This window comes from Flavitalea antarctica, assembly GCF_054461535.1.
The window spans coordinates 68,461-89,533 of the sequence record NZ_JBTLQG010000003.1; the positions used below are offsets into that span (position 1 = coordinate 68,461).

The window sequence follows — 21,073 nt, forward strand, 5'->3', positions numbered from 1 at the left end:
TAAAACTGCCTGTTACAAACTCCCGAATCAAAAGAAACGTATTTTTGGAATAATCATAAATCATCCACATGGAAGCGATTAAGAAAATTGCGATGGTGACCATTCTGCTCTGTGTTTTTGCGGGAGCTTCGAAAGCGCAGTATGATGAACCCGTAGAAAAACAAGGCTTTGATAAAAGTCGTTTGTTTGGCGGGGGTAGTTTCGCGCTGAGTTTCGGTAACATAACAATCATCAATATTTCGCCCCAGGTTGGTTATCGTTTCAACCGTTATCTTGCTGCAGGTGTTGGGGTCAACGGGCAGTACTCGTCTTTCAAAACTGTCAATGGTTATGATGGTTCAACGGTTTCAAGGGAGGAATACGGAGTGGCAGGTCTGAATGTTTTCGGTAGATTTTACCCTATTGAACAGGTTATCCTGCAAGTTCAGCCAGAGGGCAACTATGTGTGGGGTAAAGTAAAATACTACGATCCCACCCAGGAATTTAAACTCGATGGTAAGGTAGTTCCATCGATATTACTCGGTGCCGGGGGGGCAATACCTATGGGCGGCGCCGGGGCTATGATCATTATGGGGCACTACGACATATTGCAGAACGAACGTACCCCTTACGGTAACAAAGTCTTTTTCAGTATCGGTTATAATATAGGATTCTGACACATTTTTCTGTGTTCAATTCGTAGAATAGTTGATCATTTCATTATGGCAGGTGTCCTGGCAATTGCAGTTACCTGCCATGCTATTCAATCCTGTTGAAGATCTCGATTGGCGAATTGCAGAAGATTATCCTTTCTTCGGGTAACTCATACAGAAAGCCCTCTCTCCTCGCATGATGAAGATGATGCATCAGGTGATTATAATATCCGTCTGAATTGAGAATGTATATTTTTTTATCGTGAATCTTCAGTTGGTTCCAGGTTAACATTTCGAAAAGTTCATCCATAGTTCCAAAGCCTCCCGGCATTACAATAGCCACATCACAAAGTTCATACATCATCTTTTTTCGGGTATGCATATCCGGTACAACCGTTAGTTCACTTAATCCATCGTGCTGTTGTTCCCATTCAATCAAAACCTTTGGAATTACGCCTGTAGCCCGGCCCCCGTTTTCCAGCACCGAATCTGCTATTATCCCCATCAGTCCTTTTTTACCTCCGCCATAAACCAGCTTCAGGTTTAAAACTGCGATCAGTTTGCCAAGTTCGGCAGCATGCTGACTGTAAATTGGATTGACCCCGTTTTTCGACCCGCAGAATACTGCTACCGCATCTATGTTCATTGGCTAAATGTAGAAACTAATCACTGAAAATTCAAATGGACGCAGTGCAGCAAAAGCAACAAATGAATTTGCTTTTCGTTTTGACTTTTTACTCCTTAACTTGCTGAATCGTATTTTAAAAGTTATCTATGTCTGCTACCTTGCTGTTTTCATTTGTAATAGGCTATTTCCTCATCCTGCTTGTGGTTGCTTATTTTACCTCCAGAAACTCAAATAACGATTCATTTTTTATTGGTAACAAAAATTCAAACTGGATGCTTGTGGCATTCGGAATGATCGGTACTTCGTTGTCGGGAGTGACATTTGTGTCTGTGCCCGGGACAGTTGGAATTTCCGGTTTCGCTTATTTCCAGGTGGTGATTGGTTATGTTATCGGCTATGTGCTCATCGCTTTTGTGCTGTTACCACTTTATTACCGTCTTAATCTCACCTCTATTTATCATTACCTGCAGCAACGATTTGGTATCGTTTCCTATAAAACGGGGGCCTTGTTTTTCATCATCTCGAGAACACTTGGTGCAACAGCGAGATTGTATCTTGTTATAAACGTGCTTCAGATATTTATCCTGGATAAGCTAAACATTCCTTTTGGTGCTACCACCTTTATCATCCTGCTGATGATATTATTGTACACGTTTGAAGGCGGTGTTAAGACAATTGTATTTACGGATACCCTGCAGACCTCATTCATGCTTCTCGGTCTGATTGTTACCATCATTTACATCATGCAGAACATGGGTGGATCTTTTGGATCTGTGATGGGTGAGTTGAATGAGAAAGGGCTTTCCAGGATATTCAATACTGACATAAACAGCTCTGCATTTTTTGTAAAACATATTCTTGGAGGTGCTGCAATTACTGTGGCCATGACAGGACTTGACCAGGAGATGATGCAGAAAAATATCAGTGTAAAAAACCTTAAGGATTCCCAAAAGAACATGATGACTTTTACTGTAATCATGGCTATTGTGATCTTCCTGTTCCTGTTGTTGGGTGGTCTGCTTTATCTGTATGCGGCGCGGCAAAACATCAACGTTCCGGCTGATGATCTGTTTCCGACCATTGCGCTATATCACCTCCCAACCTGGGTCTCCATTATCTTTATCATAGGTTTAATTTCTGCCTTGTTCCCAAGTGCTGACGGGGCATTAACGGCTCTCACATCATCATTTTGTATTGACATTCTCGGTCTGAAACGTAAGGAGGACTGGGACGAGAAAAAACGGAAACGGATCCGGCTTACGGTTCATTTCCTTTTCGCATTTGTATTTTTTCTGCTGGTCCTTGGGTTCAAATATATGGACAACAAATCCATCATTGACGTGATCCTGAAGGTTGCGGGCTTTACATACGGACCATTGCTTGGCTTGTTTGCATTCGGCATTCTGACGAAACGGATTATTAATGATAAATATGCCCTGGTGGTTTGCCTGATTGCTCCACTGTTGATTCTTGGCATTGATTTCGTGAACAATGTTGACTGGTATGTTAAACAACTAAATCTTTCGGGCAACTGGCTTGCCAGTGTTAAAAACTTCTCTGCATCCTTCTTCGGGTCTTTCAGGATAGGATACGAGCTCCTGATATATAACGGCATACTCACTTATCTTGGCTTGTTATTGATTTCAAAAAAACCCGAAAAAGTGTAAACTAAATTAATATGTTCTCCGTTTAATAAATAATGCCATCTGCGTGATGGCATTGCTTGTCTTACAGCAACTATGAACACAGCTGTTCAACATGAGGTTGATAGATTGCCAGGCTGGCGGGAAACAGCCTGCAGAAGCAAAATATCAATGGTTGCTGTACCCTAAATCAATGAAATAATGAAAGAATCAATCAGGATGTCAAAACAACGCCGCTGGTCAGAGTCCAAGGGACACTCCAGCTGGCAGATCTTTAAAATAATGGCAGAGTTTGTGGACGGCTTTGAAGCTTTGGCCAAGCTGGGTCCATGTATTTCGATATTTGGTTCGGCCCGTACACAGCCCGGACATGCGCACTATGAACTTGCGGTGGATATATCCAAAAGGCTGGCAGAAGAAGGATTTGGTATTATTTCCGGTGGCGGTCCAGGGATAATGGAGGCCGCAAACAAGGGCGCCCAGCTAGGAGGAGGCAAATCGGTGGGATTAAATATTGAGCTGCCATTCGAGCAACACTCCAATCCTTTTATTGACCGTGACGCCAACCTCAACTTCGAATATTTCTTTGTAAGGAAAACAATGTTTACCAAATATTCCCAGGGTTTTATAATGATGCCCGGGGGTTTTGGTACAATGGACGAATTTTTTGAAGTGGCAACCCTCATACAAACGGGCAAAATGCTCCAGGTGCCACTGATACTTGTGGGAAATGATTATTGGCGGGGATTGGTCACCTGGATGCAGGAAGTGATGATGGAAAGAGTTGGATATGTATCACCTGAAGATATTAACCTGCTGCAAATTGCAGATACCGCAGAAGAGGTAGCTCAGCACGTTTTGAACTTTTACTCCAAAAATCCGCTACAACCGAATTTCTAATCCCGGTTTTTTTCATCCGTTTTGCTTAACTTAAACTAACTCTGACATTATCAGGTGACTGAAACTAGAGGAGGGGAGGTTCAGAAGGTCCATGTATAGGACCCTTATTGTTGGTTTTCCGGATTACAATAGTTATAGCCCCTTGGTCATTGGTGAAGGGTTGGGAATCTTTGAAGGTGAAGGATCATTTTTTCCCGGCTCCCGCCAATTGGCCAGGGGCTTTTTTTTGATTGTGCAGCGAATGCAGAATGAGCAAGTTTCATAGCTTGTGTATATTTGCAAAAAGTCATCATTGGATATAATCAACCCGCTTGCACAGGTTTATGCAGAAAGGTACTCTGCCAATGAAGATGCCCTGTTGAAACAAATAGCCGAGGAAACCGCCCGGACTCATTCAGAGGCTCATATGCTGAGTGGTCATCTGCAGGGTAAGTTTCTTGAATTATTAAGCAGGATGCTCCAACCTTCACGTATCCTCGAAGTGGGCACTTTTACAGGATACAGTGCTATCTGCCTTGCAAAAGGATTGTTAAATGATGGCAGGCTGCATACTATTGAGCTCAGGGAAGACGATTCTGCCATTGCTTTAGCTAATTTTGAACGGGCAAATCTTTCAGATAAGATAATTTTACACCAGGGGAATGCGTTAACCATCATTCCAACGCTCAATGAGGCCTGGGATCTGGTGTTTATTGACGCCGATAAGCCCAACTATATCGCATATTATGATTTAATACTTCCGTCGGTTAAACCGGGCGGAATCATCCTGGCGGATAACGTTTTGTTTCACGGACAGGTTTTGGAAAAGCCGGTTAAGGGGAAGAATGCAAAGGCTATCCAGGAATTTAATGATTATCTTGATCAGGATAAAAGGGTAGAGAACGTTTTGTTGACCATCAGGGATGGACTTTTGCTGATAAGAAAAAAGGGATAAGTACAATGATGTTAAAAAGACTATTACCGCTGCTTTTACTATTTGTTTGCTCCGTAGCAACATCTCAGCCTGCCGGAGTAATCCAGGAGTACATCAATGCATACAAGGAACTGGCCATGGAAGAAATGAAAAGAACCGGGGTGCCGGCGTCTATCAAGCTCGCCCAGGGGATCCATGAAACCATGGCTGGGACAAGTGTCCTGGTTCTTAAATCAAATAATCACTTCGGTATCAAATGCAAATCCGTGTGGACCGGTAACAAGGTCTATCATGATGATGATGCACGCGGTGAATGCTTTCGCAGTTATGCATCACCTATTGATTCTTACAGGGATCATTCAGATTTTCTGAAAAGTGGCCAGCGCTACTCGTTTTTGTTTGAAATGGATCCGGCTGATTATAAAGGTTGGGCCTATGGACTAAAAAAAGCGGGTTATGCAACCAACATTAAATATTCTCAAATTATTATAAAGCTCATCGAGGACTATAATCTCCAGGAATATTCATTGATTGCAATGGGCAAGATCCAACAGGATGCCAACCTCGCAGCAACAGCAAAACCGAAGTCAATCTTAGCAAGCGCAGCAGCTAACGTTCCGCAGGAAAATGTTGCTCCGAAACCTTCTTATCCCCGTGGTCAGTTTATGATAAATAATACCAGGGTTGTTTTTGCTGAAGGCGGAACAGCTTTGTTGAGCATCGCCCAGCAGTATGATGTTCCTTTGGCAAGGCTACTCGAGTTCAATGATATTAAGTCTGATGTTCTCGGTAAAGATCAGCTTGTTTACCTTCAACGGAAACGTAAGACAGGTGCCAATGAAGTTCATATCGTACAACCCGGAGAAACGCTGTATGATGTGTGCCAGGTAGAAGGACTAAGACTTGAAAGTCTTGTCGAATACAACCATCTGAAAGTTTATGATGAACCCGTAGTTGGTGAGAAATTAAATCTGAGGTCAGTTGCACCGTCCCGTCCAAGGGTGAATGACAATGCTGTCAAGTAATAAATAAATAACCCCTGATGTCTGTAATACGGGTACACGATAAAAACTTTGAACCATACTTATCCGCTGACGATATCGCCCAGGCAATCAAAAAAATTGCAGCATCTTTAAATAGTGAGTACGAAGGAAGGCGACCTTTGTTTATCGCAATCCTGAACGGGTCATTTATCTTTGCCTCAGATCTGTTTAAGGAACTGACAATAGAAGCTGAGATCTGTTTTATTAAGCTCGCATCATACAAGGGTACAAAGTCAACAGGTCACGTTATTACGGCAATCGGGTTAGACATCGATCTGATTGGCCGGGATGTAGTGATCATCGAAGACATAGTAGACACCGGAAAAACCCTGAGCCAGTTCCTTCCCCAGCTTCAGCACCAGCAGCCCGCTTCCATGAAAATTGTGGCACTTCTTCACAAACCCGAAGCTACCTTGTTCCCCCTGAAGATCGATTACCTCGGCTTTACCATACCGGATAAATTTGTTGTTGGTTATGGGCTCGATTATGACGGCCTCGGAAGAAACATTCCGGAGATATATAAGCTGATGGAAAGTTGACGAGATTGAAAACAACCACCCTTTATATCCCATTGAAAACCCTTGCCATTATATTTTTCTTACTGTTTTCTTCCATTTCCCTGAAAGCTCAAAACTATCTCCGCGGCGAAATCAGGGATGAGAAGGGGGCCACTTTGTCCAATGCGAGGATACTTGTCCGTTCAACCGGATATGTCTATTTCTCGGGAAGCAGTGGCTCATTTGGTATCATTTTGCCTAAACCAACCGACTCCATCACTATCAGTTTAACGGGCTATCAGCCGTTGTCGGTGAAGGCTGAGTCATCCAAATACCAGGTCTATGTACTGAAATCGCTATACCTGGCCGTAAGTAATCCCGTGAATCATCTTTCCTCGCTCACAAAAAATCTCAAGCCAACAGACCGGGGTAACTGGACCCTCAAGGGTGAAACGTATACTATTTTGGTCGAAAACGAACCGGTATCGGCCAGGAAATATCCTGAAACAGGATTTGCTATCCATTCAGATAAAGCTTCCTACAGTAATATCCGCCGGTTTCTCAATATGAATACACTTGTTCCCCCGGATGCGGTTCGTACGGAAGAGATGATGAACTATTTCAATTTCGGCTACAGTCAGCCGGAAAAAGACAGCGCATTTTGCTTCCGTTCTTTTGTGTCTGAGTGTGCCTGGAACGTAGATAATGAACTCTTCATGCTCCAGGTAAGTGCCAGGAAAATTGATCCTGAAAAAATACCACCAAGTAACCTGGTGTTTCTAATCGATGTCTCGGGTTCAATGGATATGCCGAACAGGCTGCCTTTATTAAAGTCGGCTTTCAAATTACTTATTGAAAATCTGCGGGCTAAAGATACGGTGTCAATAGTTGTTTATGGCAGTGCGACCGGTGTGTGGCTAAAACCAACCTCAGGTATTGAAAAGGAAAAGATCCGGAAAGCCATAGAAGACTTATATCCCGGGGGCGCCACAGCGGGCGAAGCAGGTATCCTTGCTGCCTACCGGGTTGCAAAGAGCCAGTTTATAAAAAACGGCAATAATCGTGTGATCCTGGCGACCGACGGCGATTTCAATGTGGGCCAGTCTTCGGAAGATGAGCTGGAAAAACTGATCACCAAGCACCAGGAATCCGGTATTTATCTCACCTGTCTTGGGGTTGGTATGGGTAATTACAAGGATTCGAAACTCGAGGTGCTGGCAAAAAAGGGTAATGGCAATTTTTCATACCTCGACAATGAAAGGGAAGCCGAAAAAATCCTGGTGAAGGAATTCACACAAACTATGTACACGGTAGCAGACGATGCATACCTCAATATCCGGTTCAATCCGGAAGCTGTCAGGGACTACCGCCTGATAGGCTATGATAACAAAATGAAAGCCCTGGCTGATTCTTCGAGTCACCTGGAAGGAGGGGAGATCGGATCTGGTCATTCCCTGCTGGCGATGTTCGAGATTTCCCCGGCAAGGCTGCTCCAGGATAAATTCAGCCGCTCAGGAGAACTGGCCAATGTAGTGCTGAGTTATCGTAACCCGGAAGATTCCCTTGTGAGACAAACTTCATATAAAGCCGCTAATACCTTTTATGAGTTTAGCGAACTACCGGAATGCTACCGTTTCGCGGCTTCCGTCACGATGTTTGGTGCATTGTTGAAAAATTCAAAGTATTACCGGCAGGTTGGCTGGAACGACGTTATTATCCTGGCAAATAACTCCTATAACCGCAAGGATGCGGTTCAAAAGGAGTTTATCACCATGGTAGAGAAGGCAAAAAAAATCTACAGTAAATACAAGAAGCGGAGCAGGGAATAGACTATGTAAACATTTCCCGCACCTTATCGAAAAAGCTTTTTTCAGACTTGTCGGGATGTGGTTTAAAATTGTCAGAGCCATTCATCTTGTCCAGCATGGATTTTTCTTCTGCTGAAACCTGCTGAGGCGTCCAGATGTTCACATGTATTAGTTGATCTCCTTTTTCATATGAATTGATAGCCGGGAAACCTTTGCCTTTTAGTCTGAAAATCTTGCCACTCTGTGTACCGGGTGGTATCTTGATTTTTGCGCGACCGTCTATGGTTGGAACCTCGAGATTCGTTCCAAAAACGGCATCAGGGAAAGTGATATATAGTTCGTAAGCCACGTTAAGCCCATCACGATGCAGCTCCTTATGCGCTTCTTCTTCGATCAGCACTATAAGGTCGCCGGGTGAACCACCTCTCTCGCCGGCATTACCCTTGCCTGCTACACTCAGTTGCATGCCTTCCTGAACTCCGGCCGGGATATCTATGGATACAGTCTCCTCGCCATAAACCCTTCCTTCACCTTTGCACGACGTACATTTTGAAGTAATCGTACTTCCTTCCCCATTACAGGTAGGACAAGTGGTAACAGTTTGCATCTGGCCAAGGAAGGTGTTGGTGACTCTTCTCACCTGGCCACTTCCCCCGCAGGTACCGCAATTCTGCACACTGTTTTTGTCCTTTGCACCAGAGCCGCTACAGGTGGTGCAGCTCACATGCTTTTTAACTTTTATCTGTTTGGTAACACCTTTTGAGATCTCCTCAAAATTCAGTTTGATCTTCACCCTGAGATTACTACCCCTTGTGCCCCTCGTACGCTGACCACCCCGGCCCCCGCGACCACCGCCATTTCCTCCGAAGAAATTACCGAAGATGTCATCTCCGAAAATATCCCCGAACTGGCTGAATATATCATCCATGTTACCAGAACCCTGTCCCCTTGAAGCGCCGCTTACCCCCGCATGTCCGAAACGGTCATATTGGGCTCTCTTGTCCGCATCACTAAGCACTTCGTAAGCTTCGGCCGCTTCTTTAAATTTCTCCTCTGCTGCCTTATCGCCTGGATTCCGGTCCGGGTGAAATTGCATGGCCACCTTACGGTAGGCTTTCTTGATTTCATCCGCAGATGATGATTTGGTTACACTAAGAATTTCGTAGTAATCTCTTTTATTAGACATTTATTTTATTTGATAGTCAGACTGCATTATTTACCTACCACAACCTTCGCAAACCGGATGATTTTGTCGCCCAGGTAATAGCCTTTATCCATTTCATCAACCACCTTACCTTTCAGGTCTTCCGAAGGAGCCGGGATTTCAGTAATTGCTTCGTGTTCATCAGGATTAAACTCGGATCCTATGCTCTGCATGGGTTTCAGCCCTTTTGAGGTGAGTGTGTTTTTCAGTTTATTGAAAACCAACTTTACGCCCTGCTTCACCGAAGCTACGTCAGTGCTGGTTTCCATTTGTTTTTCGGCACGTTCACAATCATCCAATACAGGCAGTAGCGATACCATCAATTCACGGTTAGCGGTTTGTATCAACTCAAGCCGCTCTTTTGCGCTACGTTTCCGGAAGTTATCAAATTCTGCGGCCTGCCGGATATACTTCTCTTTCAGCTCCTGGATTTCCGCCCTTAGCTTATCAGTTTCACTTTCCTGCAAGGGCTCACTAAGATGGCTTGATCCGTCCTGGTTTTCATCCGCATTAATATTCATCGTTGATGAATTGCTGTCCATGTCCTGTTGTTCTCTTGGATCTGTCATATTTATATTATTATACAAATGATTCCTTTTCTTGAAAAATTGTCGGCAAAGGTAGCAATGTCAAGAATATTGCCAAGCGGTATTAACAGGTCAAATTGTCCTTAATTGACCGGATCGGCTGACTGGAAGTAATACCTGACAGGTCAAACCGGCAACATGGTGGCCACACAGTACCGTGATTTTTAATGGAGAATTAATTTCTGGTGTTGAAAAAAATTTGCATTGCCGGAGATGGAAAAAATGATGCAGCTTGGTATCGTAAAAATTTAAAAACCATTAGACTATATATGCAATATAACGACATATTAGCTTCTATGCCATCCATTTGATGTGCCACCGTTAAAAAATGAAAGTTTTTTTTGCAATAACCCCTATTTTAATGTTAAATTTATCGAGCCATTAATAAGCCAAACCAAACGCTAGCGATTATGATTAAGACTTGCCACCTTACCAACACCGGCGTCAGCCCCGGTCTGCCCAGATTTCCATTTTTTACATTGAACATCTCATAATAAAAGCAAATACCTGCTTAGTTAATTCTATGCAGGTATTCTCGCATAGAGTTTACGAAAACGTTTTCTTAACCCAAACAACCCATACGACACATCACTTCGATGTAAAGAGTGCAACAACACGAATTAAACGAATCAAACGCCTTTTTTTAAATTTCTCTCCTGCTAAAACAAATGAAAAAAACAAAATTAACCGCTATGATTTTCAAAACAGCTGCATTACGATCGGTGTGGACTGCCTTGCTACTGCTGCTCGGCACCTTCGCCTTTTCTCAACAAAAATCGGTATCCGGCAAAATTACGGATGGAGCTGGAGCTCCCGTGTCGGGAGTTACCGTAAGCATCAAGGGAACTACCACAGCAACCCAGACTGATGCTGAAGGTAATTTCACCATTACCGTTCCCAATAACAACGCCGTCCTGGTCATTTCTTCCGTCGGATTTAAGGAACAGGAAAGGACAGTGGGAGATCAGGCAACAATCAATATAAATTTAGCTTCAGCTACTTCAGACCTTAATGAAGTGGTTGTATTAGGTTATACAAGCGCCAAGAAAAAAGACATTATTGGTGCTGTATCGGTGGTCAGCTCGGAAGATCTGAAAATCACCCCTGCTGCTAACCTTGCCGTACAATTGCAGGGTAGGGCCGCGGGTGTCACCGTTACATCTTCTGGTCAGCCAGGTGCCGGCGCGGTAGTGAGAATCCGTGGATTCGCTTCTGCAGGTAACAACAATCCATTGTATGTAATTGATGGAGTACCTACTGATGATGGATCTAAACTCAACCCAAATGATATCGAATCATTGCAGGTGTTGAAAGATGCATCTTCGGCTTCTATCTATGGTTCAAGAGCTTCGAATGGTGTGGTAATCATTACAACAAAACAAGGAAAGGCGGGAAGGACAAGTGTTGGATACGATGGATATGTAGGGGTTCAGAAAGTCACTGACAAGATGATGCCCGACATGATTAATACTACCCAATACATGGAGTACCTGCAGAGAACTTCTGCAGATGGATACAGACACCCCGTGTTTGGAACAAAAGGTTCATTTGCCATTCCTGATTTTTATATCACCAGCGGACCATTCAAAGGTGGTGTATCTGCAAGTGATCCAAGGGCAAATCCTGATTTATACAATGTTGGCGCTGGTCCTTTGTATCAAATTTCAAAAACAAGCCTGGGTACAGACTGGTTCAAGGAAGTAACCCAAAACGCTCTTCAGCAAAATCACCAGGTTTCTGCCAGCGGGGGTAGTGAGAAATCAACATATTCACTCGGATTAAACTATTTTGACCAGGAAGGAACTTTTGTAGAAACTTTCTACAAAAGGTACAGCGTACGGGTTAACACGTCTTTTAAACCTGTTAGTTTCCTTCGTATAGGAGAAAATTTTCAGTTTAGTTATGAAGATCGTCGTGGCGGTGATAACCGCGGTGAAGGTGATGCATGGGCAAGTTCTTTCCGTATGGTACCATATGTACCCGTTTATGACATCAAAGGTGGTTTCGGCGGTAACGGTGTAGGTGAATCAGGAAACGGAAGTAACCCTGTTGCTAACCTTAAGCGCCAGGGAGACAATACCAATAGATTCACCAGGGCTTTTGGTAATGTGTTTGCAGAAATCCCATTCGTGAACTGGCTTAGTTTCCGTTCATCATTTGGTATTGATGCAGGAACCCAGTTTGTAAAGAATATTTCACGCCAAACATATGAGCGTTCTGAAAACCAGGGTAATACACAGCTTACTGAAGAAGCATGGTATTATACTAACTGGACCTGGACAAACACATTGAATTTTCAGAAAGTGTTCGGAGATCATGATTTAAAGGTGATCGCCGGTACTGAAGCAGTTAAAAATAATTCAAGGGGTACAAGAGCATTTGGTCAGAACTTCGATCTCGCATCCCCTGATTTTATCACGCTTAATACAGCGAATGCCGGAAGTTTGAGTGACAGGACCATAACAACATATAACCTTGGTCGCTCTTCATTGTTCTCTTATTTCACAAGATTGGATTATGCTTTCAAAGGCAAATACCTGTTAACAGGTACTTTTCGTCGTGATGGTAGTTCAAGGTTTGGACCTAACGTTCGCTATGCAAACTTTCCTTCCTTCGGTTTAGCATGGAGAGTTTCGGATGAAACTTTCATGAAAGACATTTCATGGATAACTGACCTGAAACTACGTGGTGGATGGGGACAGATGGGAAGCCAGTCAAACGTTGGCGCGGACAACCAGTTCTTTACTTACATCTCTAATCCTCCCCGTACAAACTATGATATCAATGGTGCTAACACTTCATCTGCACAGGGTTACAGGCAAGACCGCGAAGGAAACCCAAATACTAAGTGGGAAACTACTGAAACCCTCAATCTTGGGGTGGATGCAACTTTGTTCAACGGAGCGATTGATTTCAGTTTCGATGTTTATCAGAAAGATACCAAAGACCTCCTGGTTGCAGGTGTGTTAAATGGCCTTGAACCCCAGATCACAAAGCCCGATATCAACATCGGTACCATGAGAAATACAGGATTTGATCTTGGTTTGAATTATAACGGAAACCAGGGTCAGGAATTCAATTATTCAGTTGGTGTTACTTTCTCACATTACAAAAACGAACTGACAAAATTGAATGATGAAAATGCTCCGAGAATTATCGGTCTTGAAAGGTTGAGCAACGTGGTAAGATCAGAACTCGGACAGCCTCTTTCATCATTCCATGGATATGTACTTGATGGATTCTTTAATTCTGCTGCTGATATCGCTGCTGGTCCTGCAATGAACGGAGCAGTTGTAGGAAGCTGGAGATACAAAGATCTTAACGGTGATAAAAAAATCACAGATCTTGACAGAACCTTTATCGGTAATCCACACCCGGATTTCCAATTGGGACTTAATCTGAAATTCAACTATAAAGCCTTCGATTTTACAGCATTCTTTTTCTGGAACCAGGGCAATGAAATCTTCAACTATACAAAGTACTATACGGACATGCGCGTGTTTATCGGTGGTGTTAGTACAAGAGTGTTGAATGATAGCTGGACCCCTACAAATACAAATGCCAAACTTCCACAGTTAGGTGTAGGTGCTACCAACGGATTTACCGGATTTACAACAAGTACTTCAAATTCATACTACGTTGAAGATGGTTCATATTTCCGTGCTAAGACAATCCAGCTTGGTTATACACTTCCTACCAAAATCAGCACTAAAGCAAAACTAAGCAATGTGCGTTTTTATGGCCAGGTTCAGAACCTGTTCACGATTACCAACTATACTGGTGCTGATCCAGACATTCAACTTATTTCAAGAGATCCAAATGGTGCAAGGGATTATTACATGGGCGTTGACCTTGGCGGTTTCCCTAATCCCCAGCAGTTCATCTTTGGTTTAACTGCAAATTTTTAATTACATAGTAAAATAAAAATATGAAGACGAAAGTTTTATTATTAATCACTGCAATCGCCGGCACGACACTAGGTTCCGGTTGCAAGGAGGAATTCCTGGAGCTCCCGCCACAGGGTGTTTATGACCTTGCAAGTTTATCCAATAAAAAGGGTGTTGATGGATTGCTGATCAACGCTTATGCGACATTGGATGGTCGCCAGGATCAGCAAAACGGAGGCGCTTCCAACTGGCTTTGGGGCAGTATCCGCGGGGGTGATGCATATAAGGGAACCGAGGCTTCAGATATGGTGGATGCCAACCCGGTAATGCGTTTTGAGATCCTCCCGAGTAACGGGCAGCTCACAAACAAATGGACAGGTATCTGGGATGGAGTTGGTGCTGCTAACGCGGTACTGACTGTTCTCCCTATGGCAAAGGATATTTCTGCTGCAGATGCCAAACAAATTCAGCACGAAGCGAGGTTCATAAGGGGCTTTATGCACTTTGAAGCAAAAAAAGGCTTTAACAACGTTCCATACATTGATGAGAAAGTCACTGACTTCAAAGTTCCCAACACAGACGCTGGTGGTGCTTATATTAACATCTGGCCGCAAATTGAAGCGGATTTCAAAGCAGCTTACGACAACCTGGATGAAAAACGTCCGAACAAGGGACGGGTTAACAAATGGGCTGCTGCTGCCTACCTGGCAAAAGCGTATATGTTCCAGAATAAGTTTACAGAAGCTAAAGCATTGTTTGATGCTATTATCCTGAACGGTAAGAACAGCGAGGGTGTTCCATATACCCTGATGCCAAACTACCATGCTAACTTCCGCGTTACTTCAGAAAACAATGCGGAAACCGTGTTCTCTATCCAGGCTTCTTACGGAGATGGTGCAAACACAAATGGTAACTATGACAACACGCTTAATTATCCCCACGGAGGTAGTGCTTTGACTGACAAGCCAGGTGCATGTTGCGGATTTTTTCAGCCGTCTCAGAACCTTGTGAATTCATTCAAAACAAGTGCTGGTCTCCCGGAACTGGATACTTACAACAATACTGATGTTACCAGTGATGAAAATGTTACTTCAGCTCAGCCATTTACGCCTTATTCTGGTCCTCTAGATCCACGTCTTGACTGGACAGTTGGCAGAAGGGGTATTCCATATTATGACTGGGGTCTGCACCCGGGCAGGGACTGGATCCGTGTAGTTTCCTATGGCGGTCCATATTCTCCCAAGAAAAATACTTATTACAAAGCCGATATCGGAACCTTAGCTGGTACTGTGGGTTGGGGTTTCGCGAACAACGCACTGAACTTTACTCCTATGCGTTTTGCTGACGTGTTGCTGATGGCTGCGGAAGCTGAGATCGAGGTAGGAAGTTTAACGACTGCACTTACTTATATCAACAGGGTAAGGACCAGGGCGGCTAACTCCCCGGTACTGAATGGTGGAGCACCTGCTGCAAATTATGAAGTGTCAAATTATACCACTCTTGGTGACAAGGTAAATGCCCGTAAGATCGTGCGTTTCGAAAGAAAGCTCGAACTTGGCATGGAAGGCCACAGGTTCTTTGACCTTGTTAGATGGGGAATCGCAGACGTTGTACTTAACAATGAGTATTTTGCAAAAGAAAATGCCCGCAGGGCAAGTGCACTCGCAGGTTCTGTCTTTACCAAAGGCAAACATGAGTACCTTCCTATTCCTGAATTTGCTATTACCAGGAGTATAAAAGATGGTAAGGAAACACTTAAACAGAATCCTGGCTATTAAACAGAGTCCTGGTTTCTAATCATACATTATTGCAATAATTGAGTAAACCACCTTAATAGGTGGTTTACTTTTTTAGTACCTTGGCCCACCAGGCTGCCTGCCAGCGCCCTGGGAGATCCATTGCTTCCCTTACATAATTTTTCCTTCTTATTTCTTTTTGACTTATGACCCGGGTTATTTTGTTTTTCACCACTGTTGTCCTATTAATTTCATGCAGATCAAAAACTGGTTTTGAGCTAATCAATTCAGGAGAGTCAGGCATAAAGTTTAGCAACCTTGTTACAGAGAGTGATTCCATGAATATCCTTGATGTCGAAAACATTTATAACGGTGGTGGGGTAGGAGTCGGCGACTTCAACAATGATGGACTTACCGATCTATACTTCACCGGCAACATGGTGCCGGGCAAAATGTATATTAATAAGGGTGATTTTCGTTTCAATGATGTAACTGAGGCAGCCAATACTGGCGGTGATGGCCGTTGGGCAAGAGGTGCCAGTGTAGTTGATATAAACAACGATGGGCGCCTTGATCTTTATCTGTCGGCTTCTTTATCTCCGGACCCGCGCAAAAGAGAGAATATTCTGTATGTCAATAAAGGCAATAATGCCGACGGAATTCCCATGTTTGAAAATAAGGCTGTTGAATACGGATTAGCGGATACTTCTCATTCAACCATGGCCGCATTTTTTGACTATGATAATGATGGTGACCTCGACATGTATCTCCTGGTCAATGAAATTGTAAAACATGAATCACCAAATACATTCAGACCACAACTGAAGAACCGCGAGCACCGGAACACTGATAAACTTTTCCGGAATGAGTGGAATGACACCCTTAAGCATGGTGTGTTCAGAGATGTTTCCCTTGAGTCGGGTGTCACGATAGAAGGCTACGGTCATGGAGTAAACATCGTGGATATAAACCGCGATGGATGGAAAGATGTTTATGTGACCAACGACTTCCTGTCTCTCAACCTGCTTTATATCAATCAGAAAAATGGAAAGTTCAAAAACGAAATTGATGCCTATTTCAAGCATACTGCTGAGAATGCCATGGGCCAGGATGTCATCGACATAAACAACGATGGCCTGGCTGATGTTATCGAACTCGACATGAATCCCGAGGATAATTACCGGAAAAAGATGATGATGAACCCGATAGGGTATCAGCGTTATACCAACAACGATTATTTCGGGTATCAATATCAGTACGTGAGGAACGTGTTACAAATTAACCAGGGACCGGTAGCGGGTGAAAGCGATACAACAGGCCGACCGGCGTTTACGGACATTAGTTTCTATGCTGGTATAGCGGAGACAGACTGGAGCTGGGCTCCTATTGTTGCAGATTTTGATAATGATGGTTTCAGGGACATTATCATTACGAATGGTTTTCCCAAAGATGTGACAGATCATGATTTTATGGCCTTCAGAAATCAGGCCTCAGCACTGTCAGCGAAAAAAGATATCCTTGATCAGATTCCCGAGGTAAAAATTTCCAATTACGCATATCGGAACCAGGGTGATCTGACTTTCGGGAATGTTACCAAAGATTGGGGCATGTTAACTCCCGGTTTCTCAAACGGGGGTGTTTATGTTGACCTGGACAATGATGGGGATCTTGATCTTGTTATCAACAATATCAACGACGAGGCTTTTCTATACAGAAACAATTTTCGGGAAAACAACCCCAAGGGAAGCAATTTCCTGGACATCAAATTCCAGGGAGACCCCAAAAATGTGAATGGCGTTGGAGCCTTGGCGGAGATTTATATTGGATCAAACCACAAACAAGTGTACGAAAACACACCTTACCGTGGTTATCTTTCATCGGTGATCAATTTCGCGCATTTTGGTATCGGGGAAAATACAGCTGTTGATTCAGTGGTGATCAAATGGCCAAACGGGAGAATGCAGATTATAAAAGATCAGGCCGCTAACAAAACATTACTGGTGAAAGAAGCGGATGCGAAGCTGATGTTCACTCCTGGCTCAGATCTTCAGGATGTGCAGCCATTGTTTACAGAAGTAACGGAGCGGGCAGGTATTGATTATATTCATGAAGACAAGGATTTTGTTGATTTTAATATTCAAAATCTTTTACCGCATAAGCTCTCACAATATGGTCCTGCTCTCGCAGTTGGCGATTTAGACGGTAATGGCCTGGACGATATTATTAGCGGGGGCTCATTTTTTTACTATCCACAAATCTTTCTGCAGCAGGCAGACGGTAAGTTCAACCGTAAAAGCATTCCTGATGGTGTGAACCAGCAATCGTCAACTGCTAACCCAAATGGTGTGGACCAGCAATCGTCAACTGCTAACCCAAATGGTGTGGACCAGAAACCGTCGATAGCAGGTACAAATGTCGTCAACCAGCAATCGTCACACGTTGCTCCAAAAAATGCGGAAGACATGGGTGTTCTTTTGTTTGATGCTGATGGTGACAACGACCTGGATATATATATATCAAGGGGAGGTTTTGAGGCAGCTGCAAACTCACCTTCGTATCGGGATGTATTTTATCTAAACGATGGTAAAGGCAACTTCGTTGAAAACGCCACCGCTTTCCCCCAGAATCTTACCAGTAAATCCTGCGCCAGGGCTGCAGATTTTGATAGGGACGGCGACATTGATTTGTTTCTTGCGGGCAGGGTTGAACCGGGAAAATACCCGGTACCAGTTTCAAGTTTTCTCTACCGTAACGATTCAAAAAACGGTGCCGTTAAGTTTACTGATATCTCCAATACAGCTGCACCCAAACTTTCAGGGATCGGACTGGTTTGTGATGCACTTTTTACTGACTTCGATAATGATGGATGGCAGGATCTCATATTACTTGGCGAGTGGATGCGGGTAACTTTCTTAAAAAGTAACAAGGGTAAATTCGAGGATGTTTCCGCTAACACCGGGGCAGCTGCAGACTATGGTTGGTGGAACTCGATAACGCCTGGCGACTTCGATAATGATGGCGATATGGATTATGTTGTTGGAAATTTCGGAACAAACTCATTTTACAAACCAAGCGATCGTTTCCCGGTAAATATTGTTGCAAAAGACTTTGACGGGAATGGCAGTTTTGATGCAATTACCTCATTTTTTCTGCCCCAGTCTGCGCTGGACCCGGAGAGAAGAGAAGTACCGGTTCACCTTCGTGATGATATGATAAAGCAGATTGTAAAAACCAGGGCAAGATTTAATACTTATAAAGATTATGCTGAGGCAACAATGCAGACTTTGTTAGCCCCGGAACAGCTGGAAGGTGCACTGAAACTCCACGTGACAGATCTGCGTTCGTACTATCTGCAAAATGACGGGAAAGGAAAATTCAGGCAAAAGCCACTGCCGCCCGCGGCGCAGATCTCAGTCCTCAATGGAATGGTCGCTGAAGATTTTGATAATGATGGCAACCTTGATCTTGTTGCTACGGGTAATGATTTTGGCACCGAACTGGCCATGGGGAGATACGATGCCTTAAATGGGATTTTTTTAAAGGGAGACGGACTTGGCAATTTTACACCTTTATCCATTCAGCAGAGTGGCATCTATTTTCCAGGCAATGGAAAGGCACTGGTCAAATTGAGAAGTACCCAGGGTCGATACCTCCTGGCAGCGAGTGAAAACCAGGGACCATTGAAGGTCCTGGAGTTGAACAATAAAGGAAAACTAATACCAGCACTTGCGACAGATGTCACCGCTCTGATCAAATTGAAAAATGGAAAGACAAGGAAGTGCGAGTTCAGTTACGGATCTTCGTTTTTATCGCAATCTGCAAGATTTCTATTGACTGATTCAAATGTGCAGAGTATTGAGATCAGTGATAGTAAGGGCAGTGTCAGACCCATACCTGTTGAATAGACTGGAATTCCGAAAAGCAAAATGATCTCAAAACAAAAATCATCCCCGGAGCTGCAGAGCCAATATCAGGAAACAGATCACAACTGGCCCATTCCAAAGCTGGCCAGGGTCGGGACATTGATCCTGTGCTGTATATTTTCAGCCGTGGTGTCGATCACCTCGTGCAAAGATTATCAGCGTAATAAATCTTACAAAAATATCCCAGAGGCAAATATCAGGGCAGGTGAAAAGCTTGCCCGGATACACTGTCAATCCTGTCATGATTTCCCAGATCCTTCGCTGTTGGATGTCACCAGCTGGGAAGAGGGGGTCCTGCCCCAGATGGGACCTAGATTAGGCATATTCAAACATAATTTCAAATATTATCCTTCCTTCAAAAATGATCCGAACCTGGATGGCGGGTATTACCCGTCACAGCCACTGATCGATGCCCGGCAGTGGCAACAGATATTGGATTATTACCTCGCAACCTCGCCCGATACGTTGCCACCACAGGACAGGCAGAGCATAATTAACAAGAAGTTACCTGGTTTTTCTGTTCTGCAGTCTCCGATAAAATTGGACACACCTGCTTTGTCATTTATAAAAATTAATGAGGATAAGGGTCCGAAATTAACATTCAACGACATCATCAAACAACGGCTCTTCCTTGTTACTGATCCTGTATCAGCACCCCGGTCTCTGCCCTCTCCAGGTAATCTCGTTGATATGGTTGTTGAGAGGGATAAATTTGTGTTCTGTGATATCGGCCAGTTGAATCCGACCAATGCTTCACTTGGCTCCCTATCTATTGGTGCGGGTGATACTCTCAGAAGCGACAGTGCTCATTTAATGAAGGTGGCAACAAACCTGGCCCGGCCGGTAGCACTTACTTCCGGCGACCTGAACTCAGACGGAAGACCAGATTATGTTGTCTGCGAATTCGGCAACCTTACCGGCGCACTTACCTGGCTGGAAGACAAGGGCAATGGGAAGTTTGCCCGCCATGTCTTAAAACCTCTGCCCGGCGCCATCAAGGCCTATATCGTTGACCATAACAAAGATGGACTGCCCGATATCTGGGCGCTTTTTTCACAGGGAAGTGAAGGTGTTATTGTTTACACCAACCTCGGGAATGGTCGTTTCAAGGAGGAAAAAGTATTGAGTTTTCCTTCGGTTTATGGTTCATCTTATTTCGAACTGGCTGATTTCAATAAAGATGGTCATCCGGATATAGTGTATACCTGCGGGGACAATGCTGATTTTTCCATGGTTCTTAAGCCCTATCATGGTGTATACATTTTTGAGAATGATGGTAAAAACAAGTTCCGTCAGGAATACTTCTTTCCTATTCATGGCTGTTTCAAGGCTATCGCCAGGGATTTTGATAATGATGGCGACCAGGATCTCGCCACTATCGCTTTTTTTGCAGACTTTGCCAATCAACCTGAAGAAGGCTTTGTTTATCTCCAAAACAAGGGGAACTACGGTTTCGAGGCATATACTTTCCCGGAAAGCGAATTTGGCCGGTGGCTCACCATGGATGCCGGCGACGTAGACGGGGACGGCAAAACAGATATTGTTTTAGGTAATTTCTCAATCAGGCCCACGGAGATACAAGCGAAAAACGATTGGAAAAAGGGCCCGGCATTCATCCTGCTCCGAAACATAAACCGGGATTAACAGTAAACACCCGGCTTTGCTTGATCGA

14 protein-coding genes are annotated in these 21,073 nt (G+C 43.9%); 11 read left to right on the plus strand and 3 right to left on the minus strand.

The features are described 5' to 3' along the window. Positions 1–68 precede the first annotated feature (68 nt). Positions 69–656, plus strand: coding sequence for a hypothetical protein (locus ACX0G7_RS04735; RefSeq protein WP_458922281.1), 588 nt, complete (start codon positions 69–71; stop codon positions 654–656). An 82-nt stretch (positions 657–738) separates the two neighbouring features. Here ACX0G7_RS04735 and ACX0G7_RS04740 read toward each other — a convergent pair whose 3' ends face one another. After that, positions 739–1,278, minus strand: coding sequence for an LOG family protein (locus tag ACX0G7_RS04740; RefSeq protein ID WP_458922282.1), 540 nt, complete (start codon positions 1,276–1,278; stop codon positions 739–741). 128 nt (positions 1,279–1,406) lie between these two features. Between ACX0G7_RS04740 and ACX0G7_RS04745 the strand changes: the two genes are divergently transcribed. The 6 genes from ACX0G7_RS04745 to ACX0G7_RS04770 all read left to right on the plus strand — a co-directional run bounded on the left by ACX0G7_RS04745 (position 1,407) and on the right by ACX0G7_RS04770 (position 8,085). Continuing rightward, entirely contained in the window at positions 1,407–2,927 is a 1,521-nt protein-coding gene (locus ACX0G7_RS04745) for a sodium:solute symporter (RefSeq protein WP_458922283.1), read from the plus strand. Positions 2,928–3,104: 177 nt separating this feature from the next. Next, complete coding sequence (locus ACX0G7_RS04750; protein WP_458922284.1) at positions 3,105–3,803, plus strand: LOG family protein; 699 nt, start codon at positions 3,105–3,107, stop codon at positions 3,801–3,803. A 292-nt stretch (positions 3,804–4,095) separates the two neighbouring features. After that, entirely contained in the window at positions 4,096–4,737 is a 642-nt protein-coding gene (locus ACX0G7_RS04755; RefSeq protein ID WP_458922285.1) for an O-methyltransferase, read from the plus strand. Positions 4,738–4,742: 5 nt separating this feature from the next. Further along, positions 4,743–5,741, plus strand: a complete 999-nt coding sequence (locus tag ACX0G7_RS04760; RefSeq protein ID WP_458922286.1) for a glucosaminidase domain-containing protein — start codon at positions 4,743–4,745, stop codon at positions 5,739–5,741. A gap of 17 nt (positions 5,742–5,758) precedes the next feature. Then, complete coding sequence (gene hpt, locus ACX0G7_RS04765; RefSeq protein ID WP_458922287.1) at positions 5,759–6,298, plus strand: hypoxanthine phosphoribosyltransferase; 540 nt, start codon at positions 5,759–5,761, stop codon at positions 6,296–6,298. 5 nt (positions 6,299–6,303) lie between these two features. Then, on the plus strand, positions 6,304–8,085 hold the full coding sequence (locus tag ACX0G7_RS04770) for a YfbK domain-containing protein (protein ID WP_458922288.1): 1,782 nt from the start codon (positions 6,304–6,306) through the stop codon (positions 8,083–8,085). 1 nt (position 8,086) lies between these two features. Here the strand turns inward: ACX0G7_RS04770 and dnaJ are convergent, their stop codons facing one another. Both dnaJ and ACX0G7_RS04780 read right to left on the minus strand, forming a co-directional pair. Continuing rightward, positions 8,087–9,250: a molecular chaperone DnaJ gene (gene dnaJ / locus ACX0G7_RS04775; protein WP_458922289.1), complete on the minus strand. Its 1,164-nt coding sequence runs from the start codon at positions 9,248–9,250 to the stop codon at positions 8,087–8,089. A 26-nt stretch (positions 9,251–9,276) separates the two neighbouring features. After that, positions 9,277–9,837: a nucleotide exchange factor GrpE gene (locus tag ACX0G7_RS04780; protein WP_458922290.1), complete on the minus strand. Its 561-nt coding sequence runs from the start codon at positions 9,835–9,837 to the stop codon at positions 9,277–9,279. Positions 9,838–10,523: 686 nt separating this feature from the next. Between ACX0G7_RS04780 and ACX0G7_RS04785 the strand changes: the two genes are divergently transcribed. From ACX0G7_RS04785 to ACX0G7_RS04800, 4 genes are all read left to right on the plus strand, one after another. Next, the gene (locus ACX0G7_RS04785) at positions 10,524–13,763 is read left to right on the plus strand and encodes a SusC/RagA family TonB-linked outer membrane protein (RefSeq protein ID WP_458922291.1); all 3,240 of its coding nucleotides are present in this window, start codon (positions 10,524–10,526) and stop codon (positions 13,761–13,763) included. A gap of 20 nt (positions 13,764–13,783) precedes the next feature. Beyond that, positions 13,784–15,520, plus strand: coding sequence for a RagB/SusD family nutrient uptake outer membrane protein (locus ACX0G7_RS04790; RefSeq protein WP_458922292.1), 1,737 nt, complete (start codon positions 13,784–13,786; stop codon positions 15,518–15,520). 296 nt (positions 15,521–15,816) lie between these two features. Beyond that, entirely contained in the window at positions 15,817–19,383 is a 3,567-nt protein-coding gene (locus tag ACX0G7_RS04795) for a VCBS repeat-containing protein (protein ID WP_458922293.1), read from the plus strand. 21 nt (positions 19,384–19,404) lie between these two features. Further along, on the plus strand, positions 19,405–21,045 hold the full coding sequence (locus ACX0G7_RS04800; RefSeq protein ID WP_458922294.1) for an FG-GAP repeat domain-containing protein: 1,641 nt from the start codon (positions 19,405–19,407) through the stop codon (positions 21,043–21,045). Positions 21,046–21,073: the final 28 nt, after the last annotated feature.

Excerpts from the sequence above, each read along its gene's own strand:
- ACX0G7_RS04735 (WP_458922281.1), top strand. The coding sequence starts at position 69 with ATGGAAGCGATTAAGAAAATTGCGATGGTGACCATTCTGCTCTGTGTT.
- ACX0G7_RS04740 (WP_458922282.1), bottom strand. The coding sequence starts at position 1,278 with ATGAACATAGATGCGGTAGCAGTATTCTGCGGGTCGAAAAACGGGGTC.
- ACX0G7_RS04745 (WP_458922283.1), top strand. The coding sequence starts at position 1,407 with ATGTCTGCTACCTTGCTGTTTTCATTTGTAATAGGCTATTTCCTCATC.
- ACX0G7_RS04750 (WP_458922284.1), top strand. The coding sequence starts at position 3,105 with ATGAAAGAATCAATCAGGATGTCAAAACAACGCCGCTGGTCAGAGTCC.
- ACX0G7_RS04760 (WP_458922286.1), top strand. The coding sequence starts at position 4,743 with ATGATGTTAAAAAGACTATTACCGCTGCTTTTACTATTTGTTTGCTCC.
- hpt (WP_458922287.1), top strand. The coding sequence starts at position 5,759 with ATGTCTGTAATACGGGTACACGATAAAAACTTTGAACCATACTTATCC.
- dnaJ (WP_458922289.1), bottom strand. The coding sequence starts at position 9,250 with ATGTCTAATAAAAGAGATTACTACGAAATTCTTAGTGTAACCAAATCA.
- ACX0G7_RS04780 (WP_458922290.1), bottom strand. The coding sequence starts at position 9,837 with ATGACAGATCCAAGAGAACAACAGGACATGGACAGCAATTCATCAACG.
- ACX0G7_RS04785 (WP_458922291.1), top strand. The coding sequence starts at position 10,524 with ATGAAAAAAACAAAATTAACCGCTATGATTTTCAAAACAGCTGCATTA.
- ACX0G7_RS04790 (WP_458922292.1), top strand. The coding sequence starts at position 13,784 with ATGAAGACGAAAGTTTTATTATTAATCACTGCAATCGCCGGCACGACA.
- ACX0G7_RS04795 (WP_458922293.1), top strand. The coding sequence starts at position 15,817 with ATGAATATCCTTGATGTCGAAAACATTTATAACGGTGGTGGGGTAGGA.
- ACX0G7_RS04800 (WP_458922294.1), top strand. The coding sequence starts at position 19,405 with ATGATCTCAAAACAAAAATCATCCCCGGAGCTGCAGAGCCAATATCAG.